The sequence below is a fragment of the Pseudokordiimonas caeni genome (genome assembly GCF_026719705.1).
GTDB classification, from domain to species: domain Bacteria; phylum Pseudomonadota; class Alphaproteobacteria; order Sphingomonadales; family Kordiimonadaceae; genus Gimibacter; species Gimibacter caeni.
Map to the genome: position 1 here is coordinate 1,058,107 of NZ_JAPPRR010000001.1, position 16,544 is coordinate 1,074,650.

The 16,544-nt window shown below is 61.1% G+C and carries 14 protein-coding genes; 9 read left to right on the forward strand and 5 right to left on the reverse strand.

From position 1 onward, the window contains the following. Nucleotides 1-59: 59 nt before the first annotated feature. From fabF to gmk, 4 genes are all read left to right on the forward strand, one after another. The gene (gene fabF, locus OU694_RS04790) at nt 60-1,331 is read left to right on the forward strand and encodes a beta-ketoacyl-ACP synthase II (protein WP_308909836.1); all 1,272 of its coding nucleotides are present in this window, start codon (nt 60-62) and stop codon (nt 1,329-1,331) included. 66 nt (nt 1,332-1,397) lie between these two features. Then, nucleotides 1,398-2,372, forward strand: coding sequence for an endolytic transglycosylase MltG (mltG, locus tag OU694_RS04795; protein ID WP_308909837.1), 975 nt, complete (start codon nt 1,398-1,400; stop codon nt 2,370-2,372). A gap of 68 nt (nt 2,373-2,440) precedes the next feature. Continuing rightward, nucleotides 2,441-3,328: a YicC/YloC family endoribonuclease gene (locus OU694_RS04800; RefSeq protein ID WP_308909838.1), complete on the forward strand. Its 888-nt coding sequence runs from the start codon at nt 2,441-2,443 to the stop codon at nt 3,326-3,328. 28 nt (nt 3,329-3,356) lie between these two features. Then, the gene (gmk, locus tag OU694_RS04805) at nt 3,357-4,007 is read left to right on the forward strand and encodes a guanylate kinase (RefSeq protein ID WP_308909839.1); all 651 of its coding nucleotides are present in this window, start codon (nt 3,357-3,359) and stop codon (nt 4,005-4,007) included. Here the strand turns inward: gmk and rsmA are convergent, their stop codons facing one another. The 4 genes from rsmA to OU694_RS04825 form a co-directional block, all read right to left on the reverse strand. Next, nucleotides 4,008-4,868: a 16S rRNA (adenine(1518)-N(6)/adenine(1519)-N(6))-dimethyltransferase RsmA gene (rsmA, locus tag OU694_RS04810; RefSeq protein WP_308909840.1), complete on the reverse strand. Its 861-nt coding sequence runs from the start codon at nt 4,866-4,868 to the stop codon at nt 4,008-4,010. Beyond that, nucleotides 4,861-5,865, reverse strand: a complete 1,005-nt coding sequence (pdxA, locus tag OU694_RS04815; protein WP_308909841.1) for a 4-hydroxythreonine-4-phosphate dehydrogenase PdxA — start codon at nt 5,863-5,865, stop codon at nt 4,861-4,863. Before pdxA ends, rsmA begins: the two co-directional genes overlap by 8 nt. Nucleotides 5,866-5,869: 4 nt before the next feature. Next, nucleotides 5,870-7,144, reverse strand: a complete 1,275-nt coding sequence (locus OU694_RS04820; RefSeq protein WP_308909842.1) for a peptidylprolyl isomerase — start codon at nt 7,142-7,144, stop codon at nt 5,870-5,872. 86 nt (nt 7,145-7,230) lie between these two features. After that, entirely contained in the window at nt 7,231-9,396 is a 2,166-nt protein-coding gene (locus OU694_RS04825) for an LPS-assembly protein LptD (protein WP_308909843.1), read from the reverse strand. 279 nt (nt 9,397-9,675) lie between these two features. On the opposite strand from OU694_RS04825, the gene OU694_RS04830 reads away from it, so the two are divergent. From OU694_RS04830 to OU694_RS04840, 3 genes are read left to right on the forward strand one after another with little or no spacing between them, the layout of a single operon-like run. Further along, a complete protein-coding gene (locus tag OU694_RS04830) occupies nt 9,676-11,142 on the forward strand; it encodes a leucyl aminopeptidase (RefSeq protein ID WP_308909844.1) in 1,467 nt (488 codons plus the stop codon). A 5-nt stretch (nt 11,143-11,147) separates the two neighbouring features. Continuing rightward, nucleotides 11,148-11,597: a DNA polymerase III subunit chi gene (locus OU694_RS04835; protein WP_308909845.1), complete on the forward strand. Its 450-nt coding sequence runs from the start codon at nt 11,148-11,150 to the stop codon at nt 11,595-11,597. Continuing rightward, entirely contained in the window at nt 11,594-12,067 is a 474-nt protein-coding gene (locus OU694_RS04840) for a GNAT family N-acetyltransferase (protein ID WP_308909846.1), read from the forward strand. Before OU694_RS04835 ends, OU694_RS04840 begins: the two co-directional genes overlap by 4 nt. 5 nt (nt 12,068-12,072) lie before the next feature. Here OU694_RS04840 and OU694_RS04845 read toward each other — a convergent pair whose 3' ends face one another. Further along, on the reverse strand, nt 12,073-12,909 hold the full coding sequence (locus OU694_RS04845) for a DUF417 family protein (RefSeq protein ID WP_308909847.1): 837 nt from the start codon (nt 12,907-12,909) through the stop codon (nt 12,073-12,075). Nucleotides 12,910-13,134: 225 nt separating this feature from the next. Between OU694_RS04845 and OU694_RS04850 the strand changes: the two genes are divergently transcribed. Continuing rightward, nucleotides 13,135-15,273 carry a TonB-dependent siderophore receptor gene (locus OU694_RS04850; protein WP_308909848.1) on the forward strand — a complete coding sequence of 713 codons (2,139 nt, stop codon included), beginning with the start codon at nt 13,135-13,137 and terminating at the stop codon, nt 15,271-15,273. A 6-nt stretch (nt 15,274-15,279) separates the two neighbouring features. Continuing rightward, nucleotides 15,280-16,485: a PepSY-associated TM helix domain-containing protein gene (locus OU694_RS04855; RefSeq protein WP_308909849.1), complete on the forward strand. Its 1,206-nt coding sequence runs from the start codon at nt 15,280-15,282 to the stop codon at nt 16,483-16,485. Nucleotides 16,486-16,544: the final 59 nt, after the last annotated feature.

A 16,544-nucleotide genomic window follows, 5' to 3' on the forward strand; every position in this document is an offset into this window, starting at 1 on the left:
TTCTGCGCTATGGTGGGCCCCACCAGATTTAAGGCGCATCAGGATTTGAGGGAATTCAGATGAGACGTGTCGTTGTAACCGGTATGGGCATGGTGTCGCCGCTGGCGACCGGTGTTGAAAAAACTTGGGAAAGCCTCGTTGCAGGCAAATCGGCAGCCACCCGGATCACCAAGTTTGAAGTGACCGATCTTCCTTGCCAGATCGGTTGCGAAGTGGTGCACGGCGACGGTACGGGCCGCACCTTCAACCCGGACGACTGGATGGCGCCCAAAGACCAGCGCCGCGTCGATCCTTTCATTCTTTACGGCATGGCCGCCGCGACCCAGGCGGTCGAAGATGCTGGCTGGACTGAACCGAGCGAAGAGGAAAAGATCCGCACCGGCGTGATGATCGGTGCCGGCATCGGCGGCCTGCAGTGGATCGCCGAAACCTCGCTCATCCTCAACGAGCGCGGCCACCGCAAGGTGAGCCCGCACTTTATCGCTGGTTCGATCATCAATCTCGTGTCCGGCAACCTGTCGATCAAATACGGTTTCAAGGGCCCGAACCATTCGGTGGTGACCGCCTGTGCGACCGGCACGCACGCCATTGGCGACGCGGCCCGCCTGATCGCACTTGATGACGCCGACGTCATGATTGCGGGCGGCGCAGAGGCATCTGTTTGCGCCATCGCTTATGCCGGTTTCAGCCAGGCCCGTGCGCTGGCCACCGCATTCAATGATACGCCTGAAAAGGCATCGCGCCCCTGGGATCAGGACCGTGACGGCTTCGTGATGGGCGAGGGCGCCGGTGTGGTTGTCCTTGAAGAGCTTGAACATGCCAAGAAGCGCGGCGCCAAGATTTACGGCGAAGTGATCGGCTATGGCATGTCCGGTGACGGTTATCACGTCACGGCCCCGGCCCCTGATGGATCGGGCGGTTACCGCGCCATGGAAGCCGCAATCAAGCGCGCCGGCATTGCAGCGGGCGATATCGATTATATCAACGCCCATGGTACCTCGACGCCGCTTGGCGACGAGATCGAGTTTGGCGCTGTGAAGCGCCTGCTGGGCGATGCGGCGTCCAAGGTTGCCATGTCCTCCACCAAGTCGGCCATTGGCCACCTTCTGGGGGCCGCCGGTGCCGTGGAAGCCATCTTCTCGATCCAGGCGATCAACAAGGGTGTCGTTCCGCCGACCCTGAACCTCGACAACCCGGCCGAATCGTGCACGGGCATCAACCTGGTGCCGCACACGGCGCAGGAGAAAAAGGTGAAGGTCGCGCTGTCGAACTCGTTCGGCTTTGGTGGCACCAACGCCTCGATCATCGTGCGCGCCTACGAAGGCGACTGATCCAATCAGAACACGCCGCGAGGACCATGAACCCTCGCGGCGTGTCTTCCTTTCGGGAAAGTACGGATGTTTCTGAAGCTTCTGCGGCTTGCAGGCTTTCTGGTCCTATTTCTCGTCATCGTCGGTGGCGTGCTTGGCGCCGCGCTTTCGCGCGTGATGATGCTGCCCTCGGCCAACACCCAGAATGAATATGTCTATCTGGCGCCCGGCCAGGGTGTGTTGCGTGCCGCATATCTCAGTGCCGACGCTGCCCGTAGCTGGCAGGTGCGCAACATTGTGCTCGTTGCCGGTGTGATGGGGATCGAGCGGCAGTTGAAAGCCGGCGAATATGAGCTGAAGCCGGGCACAAAGCTCATTGACCATCTGGCGACGATGCGCGACGGCGACACGTTCAAACGCCGCGTGGCGGTACCTGAAGGCCTTTCAAGCGCGCAGGTCGTGTCGCTTCTCAAGGATGCCTTCGGGCTCGAGCTTGAAGGGCTCACCGAGCCTGCCGAGGGCAGTTTGCAGCCCGATACATGGTTTTACGAGCGCGGCAACACGGCGAAGGCGCTTGTTGCCCGGATGCAAGCAGCGCAAGCGGCCTTCCTGAAGGAGGCGTGGGAAGTTCGCGCGCCGGGCCTGCCGTTCAAAAGCCCGGAAGAAGCCTTGATTCTTGCCTCCATCGTCGAGAAGGAGACGGGCGTGGCGAGCGAGCGGCCTTTGGTTGCCGCGGTTTTCGTCAACCGATTGAAGAAGGGGATGCGCCTGCAATCGGACCCCACTGTTGTTTATGGCGTCAACGGCGGCCAGCCGCTCGGTCGGCCGATCCGCAAAAGCGATCTTGCCGCAGACAATTCCTATAATACCTATGTGATCAAGGGCTTGCCGCCCACTCCCATCGCCAATCCGGGGCGAGAGGCAATCAAGGCGGTGCTGGATCCTGCTCCCGTCGACTATCTCTATTTTGTGGCTGATGGTACGGGCGGGCATGCCTTTGCCCGCACCCACAATGAGCATTTGAAGAATGTGGCTGCGTGGCGGCGGCTGAGCCAGCGGTAAGCCGTTTTCGCTTTTCTGTATGGCCCAAGCCGGTATAGTGCCCCGCTATCCCATGATGGAGTGACCCCATGAACCTGATGAGCATGACAGGATTTGCCCGCGCCAGCGGCGAAGGCCTTGGCTACCGCTGGGTCGTGGAGGCAAAAAGCGTCAATGCCAAGGGGCTTGAGGTCCGCGTCAAACTGCCGGGCACGCTTGATTCCATTGATATCGAACTGAAACGCCGTGCGGGTCTGATGCTGAAGCGCGGCACGCTCTTTGTGAATATCAATCTTGATCGCGGTGAGGCGGCGGAAGGTTTCTCGATCAACGAGGAACGCCTGGCGGCACTTGTGGCGCTTGCCGGCCGATATGACGGTACCAAGGGGATGGCGCCAGCGCGGCTGGATGGTTTGCTGATGGTGCGCGGGGTGATCGATTTTGCTGATGAAGCCCCGGACAGCGATACGCTTGATGCGCTCGGGAATGCGGTGCTGGCGAGCGTTGATGAGGCGCTCAAAGCGCTTGTGGAGGCGCGCCGGGACGAGGGTGGCCGGCTCGCGACAGTGCTGGCTGCCCAGTTGGACGATATCACGCGCCTGACGGGCGAGGCTGAAACACTGGCAAACGACCGGACAGAGCAGATGGTGGCCCGCTTCAAGGCGCAGGTTGAAAAGATGCTTGGCGGTGAAAAGCCGGTCGCGGACGAACGGCTGGCGCAGGAGATTGTCCTTCTTGCCGTAAAGGCTGATATCCGCGAGGAACTCGACAGGCTGGCCAGCCATATCGAGGAAGCCCGCCGGCTGATGGCGGATGAAGGCCCGGTAGGCCGCCGGCTCGATTTCCTCTGTCAGGAATTCAACCGCGAAGCCAACACGCTTTGTTCCAAATCCGGGGACACGGCACTGACCCGTGTGGGCGTTGAGCTGAAAACCGTGATCGACCAGTTCCGCGAACAGATTCAGAATATCGAATAATTAATGTACATGATGAGATAATATAAATATGTCGCTGAAAAATCTTGAAAAACGTCGTGGCGTGATGCTTGTCCTTTCGTCGCCTTCGGGTGCGGGGAAAACGACCCTGACGCGGCGTCTGTTGGAGAATGATCCGCAGATTGTCAGCTCGGTTTCGGCCACTACACGGGAAGCGCGCCCCGGAGAGGTGCATGGGAAGGACTATTATTTCATCAGCCACGACCGCTTCAAGGACATGGTCGACAATGGCGAATTCCTTGAGCATGCAAACGTGTTCGATAACCGCTACGGCACGCCGCGCGGCCCGGTGATGGAGGCCCTGAAAAACGGCAAGGACATCATTTTCGATATCGACTGGCAGGGCACCCAGCAGCTGGCGGAAAGTGCGGCGGACGATCTCGTGCGTGTCTTCATCCTGCCGCCGTCGATTGGCGACCTTGAAAAGCGCCTGCGCAGCCGCGCACAGGATAGCGACGCTGTAGTCGAGAAGCGCATGGCGCGCTCGGCGGACGAGATCAGCCACTGGTCGGAATATGACTATGTGCTGGTGAACGACAATGTCGACGCCACGTTCCAGAAGCTTGTGCATATCCTGGAAGCCGAGCGCCTGAAGCGCCGTCGCCGCATCGGCCTGTCGGACTTTGCCCGCGAACTGATGGAAGAAGGCCGCAAGCGCTGATTAGCGCGCGGCTTTCATCTCGGAATAGATTTTCGTCAGGCGCACAAAGTCGGCAACGCTCAGCGTTTCGGCGCGTGCCGTGGGGTCGATCCCTGCGGCTTCCAGAAGCGGTTCAGGTGGTACCGCCAAGCCCTTGAGGCTGGCGCGCAGCATCTTGCGGCGCTGGTTGAAGGCGCGTTCTACCACCAGTTCAAGGTCCGCGAGCTTCACGCCCGGGTCGATGGGCTCGCCCGGCACATAATGGATGATCGCACTTGTCACCTTCGGGGGCGGCGTGAAGGCGGCTGCCGGCACATTGAAGGCGATCCGTGCCTTGCCACGCCACTGCGCCAGCACCGAAAGGCGCCCATAGGCCTTGCTGCCGGGGGCCGCCACGATCCGTTCCGCCACCTCGCGCTGGAACATCAGCGTCAGCGACTTGTAGAAGGGCGGCCAGGTTTCCTGCGTCAGCCAGCGGATCAGCAGCATGGTGCCGACGTTATAGGGAAGGTTCGAGGCGATATGGATATCTTCGCCGGGGACGGCTGCGAGCGCCGCCGGTTCGTCGATTGTCATCGCATCGCCTTCGATCACCGTCAGGCGGCCGTCGAAGGCGTCGCTGATGTCAGCAAGGGCAGGCAGGCAGCGCCGGTCCATCTCCACCGCCACCACGCGCTTGGCGCCTTCGGTGAGAAGGGCGCGGGTCAGGCCGCCGGGGCCGGGGCCGACCTCATAGACGACTGAGTTTGAAAGATCACCCGCCACTCGCGCGATGCGCCCTGTGAGGTTAAGGTCCAGAAGGAAGTTCTGCCCGAACGACTTTTTGGCGCGCAGTTCATACTTGTTGATGACCTCACGCAAGGGGGGCAGGGCGTCAGCCATTCACGGCCTCCCGTGCGGCCATCGCGGCGGCTTCGCGGATGGCGGCAAGCATGCTGTCGGTGCGGGCCTTGCCGGTGCCGGCAAGGCTCAGCGCCGTCCCGTGATCGGGCGAGGTGCGGATGATCGGCAGGCCGAGCGTGATATTGACCCCGCCATAGAAATCGAGCGTCTTCAGCGGTACCAGAGCCTGATCGTGATACATGCAAAGGGCAACGTCATAGGCTGCGCGGGCGTCCGCATGGAACATCGTGTCTGCTGCATGAGGTCCGCTGACGGCAATGCCTGCATCCTCGAGCGCCCAGATGGCGGGCTGGATATGGGTGCCTTCCTCAATGCCAAGCGCGCCCCCTTCACCCGCGTGCGGGTTGAGGGCTGCAATGGCAATGCGAGGCGCATCAATGCCGAAGCGTGCCTTCAGGTCATGCGCGGCGGTGAGGCCTGCATGCACGATGGCCGCGCTCGTCAGCTTTGCGGGAACGTCTTTCAGCGCCATGTGGATCGTTACCGGGATGACCCTGAGCCCTTCGGTGGCGAGCATCATCACAGCGTCCGATGCGGGTAGGTCGAGCCGTTCAGCCAGATATTCGGTGTGGCCGGGGGCAGTGAAGCCGGCGGCATAGAGCGCCGATTTCTGGATCGGGCAGGTGACGACGCCTGCAACCTTGCCTTCTGAGGCCAGTTCAACAGCCTTGTCGATGGCTGCGATAACGATAGGGGCACTTGCCGGGTCAATCACGCCGGGCGTGACATTCTTCAGGGCAGGGCCCGCTTTCAACACCGGGATGGCCTTGTCAAAAACAGCTGTGGCTTCAGCCGCGTCTTCAATTTCGGTAACAGGAAGGTCGCTGTCATGAGCGAGAAGCGCGGATTTGCAGCCGATGAACACAAAGGCGGGCAGGGCGAGGGGCTTGCGGTCCTTCCAAAGGCGCACCACAAGTTCCGGCCCCACCCCCGCGGGCTCCCCCATGGTGATGGCAAGCGGCAGGGCGGCTTTCAAAGGGTCACCGGTAGTCGATGATCGATTTGCGGCGGATGTCGCGGAGATAGCGGCGGGCCATCATGGACAGGCGCTGCTGTTCGATCTGGTCATAGATCGCATCGAACTCGGGCTCCTGCACTTCCGGCTCGCGGCGGTCGCAAAGCAGGAGGACGCGCCAGCCATCCGGCATCTTCTGCAGGGTCGTGGCATCACCGATCTCGAGCTTCTCGACTTCGCCGCGCACGTCCGGTTGCAGGTCCCGAATGCGCAGGAGGCCAACCTCCGGCGGCATGTCGGCGCCGGATTCGTCCACATAGCGGGAAACCGCCCCGCAGGAGGTATCCTCCTTGTGCAGATTGTTCGCGATGAGTTCAAAGCGGGCAACCGCATCGGCGTCTGCGAGCTTTTCCTGGCTGAGGCCGATCTGGCGCAGGCTGACCTGCGCGTCGAGCGGATCGGCGGTCAGCACACGGCGGCGGTCGCGCAGGGCCAGAATGAGATAGCCACCGGCGGTGCGCACCGGGTCAGCGACTTCACCGACACCGATGTTTTCAATGGCGGCGGACTGATACCTGTCCAGGTCGTCGGCAGTCAACCAGCCAAGATCGCCCCCGACGGCGGCCGAGGATGATGCTGAAAGCTGCTGGGCGATTTCGGGGAAGGAAGCGCCGCCGCGGATACGCGAGACAAGTTCCTCGGCGTTCGCTTTCACGCTCGCTTCCTGTTCGGGCGAGTCGACAAGAAGCACGATCTCGCCAAGACGGAGTTCGAACTTGCCCTTGTTATCGTAGATGCGCTTGATGGTGGCCTCGACTTCTTCGTCGGACACACTCACAAAGGAGCCCATGCGGCCCTGCACGAGGCGGGACCAGACGATTTCGGCTTCCATCTGTTCCATCATCGTTTTCTTGCTGGAGCCGATGTTGGCGAGGGCCTGCTCGAACTGTTCCGGGGTCTGGCCCATGCCCTGCGAGCGGCGGGCGAAATAGCTTTCAAGCTCGGCGTCGCTGATTTCCAGCTCGAACTGTTTGGCTTCCTGGATTTCAAGCTTTTCGTCGACCATCGAGCGGATGACCTGCTCGCGCACCCGCAGGAATTCCTCTTCGGTACGGATGCCGCCGGAAATCGCGATCACGAGGCGCAGGCGCTGGTCGATATCGAAGGAAGTGATGGGCTCGTCATTGACCAGAACCTCAACGCTGTTCAGCGCCTGCTGGGCAGCCACTGGCTGGATGGCGCACAGGCACCCTGCAAGTGCCAGAATGCCGTTCTTCCAGCTTTTGAAAGAGGTTGTCATACGCTTCCCTGTATTCTTTACCGTCATCGAAGTCTTTCTTCCCGCCCTTTAACGACTGACCTTGTAGTCGGTTTCCGATGGCACGACTAGCCCAAATTCTTCAGCTTCAGCCGGAACAGGATCGAGGTGCCGGGGTCGATATCGCGGTCCCGCGTGTAGGTTTTCCTGACCGTGGTGGAGAATTCCACACATTCGTCACGGTAGCCGAGGCCGATGTCATATTCGACCCCGTCCCAGCCATTTGTGAGGTTCTGGATGATCGAGCCATAAAGCCGCCATTCATCCGTTATCCCATAATGCGCGGTGGCACGCAGTTCCTCGCGGTCCTCACGGTCGTCAAGCTCGAACTGGGCCAGGCCCCGGTCGAGGTTGAGATATCCAAGCGTGATGGCGCTTTTTGTGCCACCAACGCGCAGGCTCACTTCATTGCGGCGAAGCGCCAGCGAGCTTTCATCCATGCGGAAGGCATGCTGGATATCCAGCCAGTCCTTGTAGCTGACAAGGGTGCGTACCACGATGTCCGACACATCGCCCTCAAGGCCGGTGCCATCGTCAAACTCGGAGCCGTCCCCGGTGATCCGGTAGGCCTGACCCACAAGGACGTGGCTCAGCCAGTCGCTGCTTTCATAGCGCCAGCGCAGGCCGGCGGTGACGCGTGAACCTTCTTCCCAGAGATCGTAGCCCGAGGCCCGCTCAGCCGAAAAGATGTTCAGCTCGTTCAGTTCGAACGCACGGCTGTCCTCATTCACCAGATCAAGCGGGGAGCCGCGCGCAGGCGACAGCGTCACCTCAAGGATCGGCTCCAGCACATGTGTGCCATTGGCGCCGTAACGTACCAGCGGATAGGTGGCGCTGCCGGTGATCCGCGAAAGGCCGCGGAAGGTGGTGCCGCCGTCGCCGCCAAACTCGGGGTCGTCGGGCTCGTTGGCGTCGGTGATATAATAGGCGTCGCCCCGGATCAGGGCGTCGGCATCGAAGACAAAACCGCTGTCAGCAATCCAGCGGCGGCGCCAGTTACCGGAAATCGACAGGCGGTTGGTATCCAGCCCGTCCGTCCGGTGCAGCATCAGCGCATTGGCCTTCAGGCTGACCGTGCCGCCGATCGGCACTGCGTCGGTCACATATTCCGCCTGCAGGAGGGGCAGCACGAAGCCGGTCTTGCCCGAAATGTCTTCCTGTCGAAGGCCCTGAAAGGCCATAGCACTGGCGCCCACATAGGAGCGTCCGAAGAAGCCTTCAAAGTTATAGTCGCTGATCAGCGTATCGACTTTCGAGAAGTCGTAGCGGCGAAGATACGTATCGTCCGACGCCCAGTTGATCTGGTAGGTCGAACGCCAGTTGCTGTCGTGCTGGAAACGGCCTTCGGACGAGAAGTGACCGCGCACGGTGTTTTCGCCTGTATCTACGCCGTTTTCGTCATAATCGTTGGCAGGCGTGGCGCTACCGCTGATTTCATACTGGCCGATACCGACATGCTGGCGATATTCGCCGGCGAGGATCACACCTTCTTTCGAGGTGAGGATCGGCGTCAGGGTCGCATCGATGCTGGGGTTGAAAACCTGATAATAGGGAAACGCGGCAACAACGCCGAGTTCCTTGGTGGTTTTCAGGTCCGGCGGCAGGAGGCCACTGGCGCGCTTCTGCTCAGGATCCGGATGCGAGAAATAGGGGGTCCAGAGGACCGGCACACCCAACACTTCAAGCCGGGCGTCGCGGTAGGTGAGGCGCTTCTTGCCGGCATCATGGACGACTTCCACAGCCTTGATCTGCCAAAGCGGCGGGCGGCTGTCGCCTTCGCACACCTTGCAGGGGCTGAAGACGGCGAGATCCAGCTCGGTGCGGCCGGTATTCTCGTCGTGCATAGCGCTTTTGGCCGCAACCTGCGCGCCGTCCGCCAGCAGGAGGCGGATATCTTCGACAAAGGCACGTTTCAGATTGTCGGTCAGTTCGATCTGCGGCGCGACGATCCGGTTGCCATCCTTCATGGTCAGTGTCACGGCACCGTGCGCGCTCGCCTCGCCGGTTTTCTCGCTGTAGCGGATTTCACCGGCCTCCAGCACCATGCCGTCATGCACAAGTTTCACGCGGCCAAGGGCGCGGGCCTCGCCCGTGTCGGCATCATAGGTCAGGAGATCGGCGCTCAGTTCCACCTCGCCTTTTTCCTGGGCATGGGCTGCAGGGCTGAGCATGCTGCCCGCCAGAAGGCTGGCGGCAAGGGCCGATCTTGAGAAAGCTTTGCGGATGGCAGGCAAGGGGACGATCCGTGATAGTCAGGCAATATTCGCTTTGGTGATACCGGCTTGATGCTGTCGCTGCAATGAAGAAGCGAAGCGAGGGCGCCACCACAGCGGTAAAATGTGGCTTTTTTGGCAGTGAAGGTGAAAAGGGCGATGCCATGCCCTTGCCAAGACGTGGCTTTGGGGGCATCTAGTAACCTGTCTCCCGGCACCAGAACAGGGTGTCCAGCCTTGGCCGGTGGCCATTGCCGCCGCACGGATGCCGGGCCAACCGACAATCGGGACGAGGAATTCATGCAAGTCAGATTCGAAACAGTCGCCATGCCCAAATCCGGTGCCGTGGTGTTTTTCGTGGAAAAGGATAAAGGCCTCGCTGGTCTCGCCGCCGAGGCGGACAAGGCATCGGGTGGCCAGCTCGCCAGGGCGATCAAGCTTGGCCGCTTTGAAGGCGCCAAGGGTGCGACGCTTGACGTCGTAGCGCCCGCTGGCCTTGACGCGGACCGCGTCCTGCTCGTGGGGCTTGGCGAAACTGACAAGCTGACGGAAGCCGACAAGGTGGAACTCGGCGGCACCATCACCGCAGCCCTCGCCATGAGTGGCAGTGATACCGCGACGGCGATTGTCGAGATTGCGGCCATGTGCCCCGTGGCACTGGCCGAAGGCGCTGCGCTGCGCAGCTACCGTTTCGACAAGTACCGCACCAAGGAACCCGAGGCCAAGAAGCCGACGCTGAAAACGATTGTTGTTGCAACGAAGGACAGCGATGCCGCTGCCCGCTTCGAGGCGCGCGCCAAGGTGATCGATGGCGTGTTCCTGACGCGTGATCTTGTATCTGAACCCGCGAATATCCTGTATCCGGAATCGTTTGCTGATCGCATCAAGGAACTGTCCTCGCTTGGCGTCGAGGTCGAGATACTGGGCGAAGCCGAGATGCAGAAGCTTGGCATGAATGCGCTTCTCGCGGTGGGGCAGGGCTCGGTCAAGGAATCGCAACTTGTTGTCATGCGCTGGAACGGCGGCAAAAAAGATGAGCAGCCGATTTCCTTCATCGGCAAGGGTGTGACCTTCGACACCGGCGGCATCTCGCTGAAGCCCGGCGAAGGCATGGAGCAGATGAAGTGGGACATGGGCGGCGCCGGCACCGTTGTGGGCCTCATGAAAGCGCTCGCCGGCCGCAAGGCGAAAGTGAATGTTGTCGCGGTTGTCGGCCTTGTCGAGAACATGCCGTCGGGTGACGCGCAGCGCCCCGGTGATGTGGTCACCTCCATGTCCGGCCAGACGATTGAAGTGCTGAACACCGATGCCGAGGGCCGTCTCGTTCTGTGTGATGCCATGTGGTACACCCAAGACCGCTTCAAGCCACGCTTCATGATCGATCTTGCGACCCTCACGGGCGCCATCATCATTTCGCTCGGCAACGAACATGCCGGCGTCTTCTCGTCGTCCGACGAGCTTGCAGACCAGCTTTCGAAAGCCGGTTATGCAACGGGTGACAAGACGTGGCGCCTGCCGCTTCACGACAATTACGACAAGCTGATCAACTGCCCGACCGCCGACATGAAAAACATCGGTGGCCGCGCGGCCGGCTCGATCACTGCGGCCCAGTTCCTGAAGCGTTTCACGAACGATGTGCCCTGGGCCCATATCGATATCGCCGGGACCGTCTGGTCTGACAAGGACCTGCCGCTCGCCGAGAAGGGTGGTACGGGCTACGGCGTGCGCCTTCTGGACCGCTTCGTCGCGGACTATTACGAAGGCTGACGCATATGGCGGAGATCCGCTTCTATCACCTGCAGCGCCAGACGCTTGAGGAAGCCCTTCCGAAGCTGATGGAGCGCGTGCAGGAAGCGGGTCTCCGCGCCGTTATCAAGGTGCCAGGGAGAACGCACCTCGATACGCTCGACAAGGTGCTCTGGGATTATGATCCCGGCAGCTTCCTCGCGCACGACAAGGAAGGCTGCAAGCATGCAGACCAGCAGCCATTTTACCTGACAACCGGTGACGAGGTGCCGAACGGCGCGAGCGTGCTGGTGCTGGTTGATGCTGTCGATCCGCCGGCGGAGCTCGGCTTTGACCGCTGCCTTTACATGTTCGATGGCCGCGACATGGCCATCGTTGAAAAGGCCCGTGCCCAGTGGAAGACCTTCAAGGATATGGGGGCGGAGATGAGCTATTGGCAGCAGGGCGAGCGCGGCGGCTGGGAGAAGAAGGCATGACACTGCCATCACGGGTGGATCATCCCTCGCTTCCCTATGTTCTGAGCTTCGATCCTGCCGATCTCGATTTCGCCCGCATGCATCCCTGGTATGCCGAGGAAGCCTACTGGTGCAAAGGCATCGCGCTGGAAAAGCTGACCAGAGCTTTCCTCAATTCCCTGTCCGTCGGCCTTTATGAAAAGGCGGTGTCGGGGCTTCGGCAGGTTGGTGCGGCGCGCGCCATCACCGACCGCGCGACCTTTGCCTATCTTGCTGATGTCTTTCTGGCAACTGAGGCACGCGGGCAGGGGCTGGGCGAATGGATGGTGGCGACACTGCTGGCCCACCCCGATCTCGCCGACCAGCGCCGCCAGCTTCTGGCCACAGCCGACATGCATGCGCTTTACGCCAAGTTCGGCTTCAAAGACCTGTCGAAGCCCGAAATCCTGATGGAAAAGGTCAGCGCTGCGCTGAAGGCCGCACTGACCTGAGCCTTTCACGCCTTTTCAGGCAGCAGCATGATCGTGGCCGCGAGCAGCGGCAAATCCTTCAGAAGGAACTGACCACCTGAACTGAGGAACGGGAAACCTGCCTTTGTCCATGCCGGGTCAAAGCTGATCAGGAAGGTCAGCGTCGCCACAAAGGTGGCGGCACACCCCAGTAGCCCCAGCCGGAAAAGGCCCTTGTTCCACCATGTCGCGGTGAGCAGCAAGGCGGTGATGAGCTCCAGCACCCCAATCACACAGGACGCACCCTGTTCACTGAAATTGGGCGAAAGCCACCAGTTGAAGATCGGGCTGGTGGACAGAAGCGGCGCGATACCGGCGGCTTCGGGCGCGGTGAACTTCATCCCGCCGATCCAGACAAGCACCAGCAGAAGGCCACCAAGCATGAAGCCGCGCCCTGCGCGCTCGTAGCCCGTCAGATAAAGGCAGAGGCCCGCAATCGTCGCATATTTCAGAAGGCCCTGACCCGAGCCGATGGCGGGGAAGCCGCCGAGGCTGTCGTCCCAAACAGGATTGGTGAAAAGAAGGCTGAGCGCGCCGAGCGAGATCAGGAGGAGGGTTGCCGCGCCGATCTTGCGGGTGCGCGCAGCGAGCAGGAGGAGGGCGCCGACGGCCTGTGCAATGCCGAGGACAATCCCGATGGTCTCCTTGTTCGGTTCAAGGCCCGAGAGGAAAGTGTGTCCACCCAGCCACCGGCCGACAATGGGTGTGGCTGTGCCGGTCAGGTTCATCGCCGCGAACCACAGAAACACGAACGCTAGCGATCCCGCCGCTATGCGCTGCCGGGTGCCGCTATCCGGCGAATAGTGGGTGGGTGCCGTGATCATGTCCTGAACCCCTTGAAGGACGAAAACTGACGTCATAAGCCGCGAACTCGCCGATCACATCAACTCAAGTATCGGTCATCGTCCGCGAGCACGGCTTGATCATCCGTTCGGGACGGAGGACAGGACGATCCGCATGGTCATTTAAATTTCATGGGGTTTTGTGATTCATGTCTTGTAATTAAGAATAGTTCGCATTATCACTCGCGGCTCAGGAGGATAATGCCCATGTCAAACAATCACAATTCGCGCCGGATGGCGTCTGTTTTCGGTCTTTCGGTTGCCGCATCCGCGCTGACTGTTCCAGTTTTTGCTGAAACATATGCTGCTGGGGACGACGTGGAGGAGATCATCGTCTCCGGCCGCGCTCAGACTCTTTACCGGGTCTCGGAAACGAGCGTGGTCAGGGGTGCCGCCGATCCGCTTGATATTCCACAGTCCGTAACCGTGCTGAACGCTGCGCTGATCGCTGACCAAGGCGCGCGCGACATGACGGATCTTTACCGCAACATCGCCGGTATCTCTACCTTCAGCTATTCGGGCGTAACCTTCCGCGGCTTCCGTCAGGATCAGGTCTTTTACGACAATCTCCGTGGCAACCCGTTCATCGCCTTCTCGGTACCGAAGCTGTTCAATATCGAACGTGTCGAGGTCCTCAAGGGGCCGGCCGGCATGCTTTATGGCCCCGGCGAGCCGGGCGGCCTGATCAATTATGTGACCAAGGTGCCGACCGAGGAACTGGCGGCGAGCGCCAGCCTCACCCGTGGTAATTATGATCGCTATGGTGCGGCCGGCGACGTTTCGGGCGCCCTGAACAAGAGCGAAACAATCCTCGGCCGGGTGGGCGCCTTCTATGAAACCATGAAACCCTTCCGCAATAACACGAAGGATACCTCGCTCATCCTTGATGGCGGGCTCACCTTCAAGCTTGGCGAAAGCGCCCGGCTGATCACGCAGGTCAGTCATTATGACCAGGACATGCAGGCCGCCCGCCTGCGCGGCGTGCCGGTGGACGATAATGGCGACTTTCTTGCCGACCGCAGCTGGAACACCAACGAAGCCAGCGACTTTCTGGACCTGAAAGCCACGGTGTTGCAATCCCGCCTTCTGGGTGAGGTGTCGGACGACTGGAGCTACGAACTGGCCGTGCGCTATTTCGATGCGAACGAACGCCAGCAGTATCACGAGGCTCGCGGCCTTGTGGATACGGATGCCGACGGCGTGGTCGATGCCTCGCGCCGCGAACTGCGCGATCAGGAACGCAACACCGAGGGACTGACGATTGCAGCGTCGAGCGTGATCAACAAGCCGCTTTTCGGGCTCGATAACACGATCCTCGTGGGTGGCGATTACTACCGCGAAGATTCGGACTTCTGGGGCCGTACGGTGCCGAACGCCGAAATCCCGCTCCTTAGCCTGACCAACCCCGTTTACGGCCAGTCTGGCGCGTCCTTCTATGATCTTGAAAGCTATCCCCTGCGCAGCACGGAATCGCGGCTGACCCGCACCGGTATCTATCTGCAGGATCAGCTGAGCCTCACCGACAATCTCATCCTGATCGCCGGTGTGCGCTACGATGATTTCGAGGATGAAGACCTGCTCAGCGATACCGGCTTTTCCGATGGCGACTGGGCGCTGCGCGGCGGCGTGATCTACAAGCCGGTCGACGGCGTGTCCTTCTATGCCAGCTGGTCGGAAAGTTTCGAGCCGCAGGCCATTTCCTCGCAAAGCGAGCTTGCGGGCGGACCCTTCAGCCCGATGACCGGCAGCCAGATCGAGGGCGGCGTGAAGTTTGACCTGTTCAACGGCCGCCTGCAGGGCGGTGCCGCTGTCTATCAGATCAAGCGCCAGAATATGCTGCAGGTGGACCCGAACGGGGACGAAAGCGATGGCGTTGCCGATTTCTCGACGGTCGGCGAAGTGACGAGCGAAGGCTTCGAGGTCGAGCTGGTGGCCGATCTGACCGACGCCTGGGTGCTGACCGCCAATTATGGCTATAACGATGCCCGCATCACCCGCACGGTGCCGGGTGGTACCTTCACGAATGCCGTGGGGGACCGCTTCGCCAACGCGCCGAAGCATCAGGCGGGCCTTTGGACCCGTTATGAGGTGGCGGCAATCAACACGACCTTCGCCGCCGGCATGGAATATGTAGGTGAACGGGTCAGCATCGAGGGCCAGCCGGTCAATCCCTATACGATCTTCGATGCCTCGATCATCTATACCTTCAGCGAAGAACTTGATGTGATGCTGCGTGCCGATAATATCTTCGACAAGAAATATGCGGCATCGGGCTTCATCGCGCGCACCGGCCACTTCCCGGGCGAACCGCGCACGGTGTTTGTCGAACTGCGCTGGAAACTCTGAGTGTAAATGGCCAAAGGGCGTTCCATATGGTGGCTCGTTCACCACTGGGCGGGGATGAAAGTCAGCCTGTTCCTGACCTTCATCCTCGCCACGGGGACGCTCGCTGTACTTTCAGCGGAAATCGACTGGCTGATCAACCCCGAGATGCGGGTGGAAAGCCGGGAAGGCCCGGTTGCCAGCTGGGGTGAGTTGGTGGCGGCAGGGCTTGCTGCGGCACCCGAAGGGGCCCGTCTTGAACGGATCAGCGAACCGCGTGACCCTTGGTTTGCTGCTGAAATGCTGGTTGTGGACGCAGGCGGCACCCGCCAGCGGATCTTTATCAATCCATGGACGGCGGACGTGCAGGGCCTCCTGCCATGGTTCAACGCCCAGCGCCTTTTCAGGGAACTTCACCGCCACCTGATGCTGCCGGTGAAGGTCGGCCTGCCTTTCGTAGCGATCCTTTCACTGCCCATGCTCGCCTCGGCCATCACCGCCTTTGTGGTGTATAAACGCTGGTGGCGCGGCTTTTTCAAATGGCCGGCAAGCCCCGCCGCAAAGCGCGGCAGCCCGCGGCGTTTTTACGGCGACCTGCACCGGCTGGCGGGTGTGTGGAGCCTGTGGTTCGTGCTGCTGATCGGCCTCACGGGCCTTTGGTATCTTGTGGAATGGGGCGGCGGAAACGCGCCGCAGCCTGAGCGCCGAGGGGAAGTGCTGCCGGCAATCGAGCAGATCGACGCCGCGACTTTGGACGCAGCCATAGCAGTCGCACAGGCCGACTATCCAACGCTTCACATCACGTCGCTCTATTTCCCCGAGGGCAAGCCCGGCGGCCTCGTTGTCATGGGACAGGCCGATGCCTTGCTCGTTCGCGAACGGGCCAATGCCGTGCTCGTCGATCCCGCCACCATGCGTGTGGTGCAGCGCCTACGCGGCGAGGACTTGACTGTCCATCAGCGCATCAGCGAGGCGGCGGACCCGCTGCATTTCGGCACTTTTGGCGGCTTCTGGGTGCGGCTTCTGTGGTTCCTTTTCGGGATGCTGCTGACGCTTCTGGCTGTCACCGGTATCCTTATCTATGCCCGTCGGCTGGCGCCGAAGGCCACGGTAACCGGGCCTGCGCCCGGCGCGCTCGCTCGCATGTGGGTGGCGATGGGGCCGTTCGCATGGCCGTCCGCCACCCTTTGCAGCATCGGGCTTGTGATGGCGGCTGTGAACATCGCCGCGGGCTGATTGCGCAAATCGCGCTGTGCCTATCGAAATCCCTTCACGAAACGGCGGACTTCTGCCAT

What these genes read in the sequence shown, in the direction of transcription:
- fabF (WP_308909836.1), top strand. Translation starts at nt 60, where the DNA reads ATGAGACGTGTCGTTGTAACCGGTATGGGCATGGTGTCGCCGCTGGCG.
- mltG (WP_308909837.1), top strand. Translation starts at nt 1,398, where the DNA reads ATGTTTCTGAAGCTTCTGCGGCTTGCAGGCTTTCTGGTCCTATTTCTC.
- OU694_RS04800 (WP_308909838.1), top strand. Translation starts at nt 2,441, where the DNA reads ATGAACCTGATGAGCATGACAGGATTTGCCCGCGCCAGCGGCGAAGGC.
- gmk (WP_308909839.1), top strand. Translation starts at nt 3,357, where the DNA reads ATGTCGCTGAAAAATCTTGAAAAACGTCGTGGCGTGATGCTTGTCCTT.
- rsmA (WP_308909840.1), bottom strand. Translation starts at nt 4,868, where the DNA reads ATGGCTGACGCCCTGCCCCCCTTGCGTGAGGTCATCAACAAGTATGAA.
- OU694_RS04820 (WP_308909842.1), bottom strand. Translation starts at nt 7,144, where the DNA reads ATGACAACCTCTTTCAAAAGCTGGAAGAACGGCATTCTGGCACTTGCA.
- OU694_RS04830 (WP_308909844.1), top strand. Translation starts at nt 9,676, where the DNA reads ATGCAAGTCAGATTCGAAACAGTCGCCATGCCCAAATCCGGTGCCGTG.
- OU694_RS04835 (WP_308909845.1), top strand. Translation starts at nt 11,148, where the DNA reads ATGGCGGAGATCCGCTTCTATCACCTGCAGCGCCAGACGCTTGAGGAA.
- OU694_RS04840 (WP_308909846.1), top strand. Translation starts at nt 11,594, where the DNA reads ATGACACTGCCATCACGGGTGGATCATCCCTCGCTTCCCTATGTTCTG.
- OU694_RS04845 (WP_308909847.1), bottom strand. Translation starts at nt 12,909, where the DNA reads ATGATCACGGCACCCACCCACTATTCGCCGGATAGCGGCACCCGGCAG.
- OU694_RS04850 (WP_308909848.1), top strand. Translation starts at nt 13,135, where the DNA reads ATGTCAAACAATCACAATTCGCGCCGGATGGCGTCTGTTTTCGGTCTT.
- OU694_RS04855 (WP_308909849.1), top strand. Translation starts at nt 15,280, where the DNA reads ATGGCCAAAGGGCGTTCCATATGGTGGCTCGTTCACCACTGGGCGGGG.